This window comes from Cypionkella psychrotolerans, assembly GCF_001294535.1.
GTDB lineage: Bacteria > Pseudomonadota > Alphaproteobacteria > Rhodobacterales > Rhodobacteraceae > Cypionkella > Cypionkella psychrotolerans.
On the sequence record NZ_LGIC01000071.1, the window covers coordinates 1 to 1,795 of the forward strand.

At 52.6% G+C, this 1,795-nt stretch carries 2 protein-coding genes; both read right to left on the bottom strand.

Going from position 1 to position 1,795, the window contains the following annotated elements:
• Positions 1-300: 300 nt before the first annotated feature.
• Entirely contained in the window at positions 301-1,299 is a 999-nt protein-coding gene (locus AKV04_RS16515) for a hypothetical protein (RefSeq protein WP_156317609.1), read from the bottom strand.
• Between the two features lie 264 nt (positions 1,300-1,563).
• The coding region (locus AKV04_RS16520; RefSeq protein ID WP_162232892.1) for an ATP-binding protein at positions 1,564-1,795 on the bottom strand (232 nt) is incomplete at its 5' end.

A 1,795-nucleotide genomic window follows, 5' to 3' on the forward strand; every position in this document is an offset into this window, starting at 1 on the left:
CGGTTTTCTCAGAGCAGCGATCCAAAGCCGCAATCTCTTTAACTGTCAGAAGTTCGTCAGCGGTGTTGGTTTTGGGCGGCGGCTTAGTCGACATTGGGATCATCCTTTGGATCAGGTTTGCTGACACCGCACGCTTCCCGCGCAGCTTGCTGCGCCAACAGGCGGACAAGCCGATGCAACGCGTCACTCAAGGTGCGCGCGTTTGCGTTAGTCGCTACTGGGGGAGTGGGGCGACGTGTCATCGCCTGACCATGCCTAATGGCCGGATACCGAAAAATCGAATGAAGTGCAGCTAAGTCGTCAGTTTTCTCGATAATTGATTATGGCTAACGGACCCTTCGGAACCTTTTCCGCTAGCAGCCCGAGCTTGCGTTCGAGCGCCTGAAATTCTGAAGGCCTAAGGGGTTCAACGTCGCGCATTATGCGGACGATAAATGCCATGCACCCTTGCGGCTTGGGTGCTGTCAGTTCGGTACGGTCTTCAATGCGCTTGGCATAAATACTCAGCTTTTGCCCGAGAATATCTCGCCAGATCCACATCAGTCGCACATATAGCCAGTCCTTGGCGGCGTCACCGGGGGCGCCTATTTTGCGACCTTGTTTGTGAGTTGTCGGGCCATCTCTCCTACAAAGTTCTTCGGCGTTTGAAAACGTTTTGATCAATTCGGGCAAGTAATCGAAAAAGTCCGCCATCTTGCGACTTTGTGCCCGAGCCACCAGGTTGTTCTGATCCTTTGCAAAATCGTCACCCGTCATGTCGAACCCATCGGTCGAGGCTATCTCAATCCAATGCTTCAAGATTGGATGCAGATGCGCGCTTCGACCTTCTTGACTGCGAATGAAGGCGTCAATTTGTCGGCGCTCTTCGTCGTCACCAGAGCCTTCAAGCCAAATGGGATGGTTGTTTATTGAATCCCGACCACTCCCGCCCTGAGCAAGTGATCCGAGACGTTCCAACTGTTGCCGTATAGACCCAAGTTGATTGACGATCTCTTCTACCGTCGGGAAAGCTTCATACTGCTGGAGAAACTCAAACATATTCAATGATAACGACACGAGCACCGTTACCAATGGCAAGTCTGAAGATCCGTTTGTCGTTGCAAACATCTTTGCGGCATCCGGAAATTCCTGACCCTCAGCTTTCCACATGTCCTCCCAAAACACAAAAAACGCGTTGCAAGGCGGTGATGTCCACGGCGTGTTGTCTAAGACATGCGGATCAACCGTCAAGCGCATGCCAAACTCCCTGTAGGAGTCGAAGGGCCTGCGTGCTGTTGAGTGCTTGGGTTTGCGCGTCATGTAAAACTTCCTTATCAACGCTTCATCGTGAGAACGGCAGTGCAAAAGTTTGCCACGGAAGTGGCGGGATAGTCTTGCTGCGGGCAGAGTAAAACTTTGCCACTTTGGCTCTTTCTGGTGACGGGGAGGGCGGGGGATTTTCAGCGTGGAACTTTATAGAAAGGTGCGCCTTGCGCGCCGCGAAGGCCTGAGCGAACGCGCCGCCGCTCTTCATTTTGGTGTTTCGCTGTCAATCAGCGTCGAATATTGAACAGGTAACAGCGTTCAATATTGATCAGTTTGGTCGCTGATTTTCTTGCGCTGTTTGAAGCGCCAGGAGTCGTTTCCGGTTTCGAGAATGTCGCAGTGGTGAGTTATGCGATCGAGGAGCGCAGTGGTCATCTTTGGGTCACCGAAGACCGTGACCCATTCGGCGAAGCTGAGATTGGTTGTGACGATGAGGGATGTCTTTTCGTAGAGTTGGCTGATGAGATGGAACAGCAGGGCGCCGCCAGAG

Excerpts from the sequence above, each read along its gene's own strand:
- AKV04_RS16515 (WP_156317609.1), bottom strand. The coding sequence starts at position 1,299 with ATGACGCGCAAACCCAAGCACTCAACAGCACGCAGGCCCTTCGACTCC.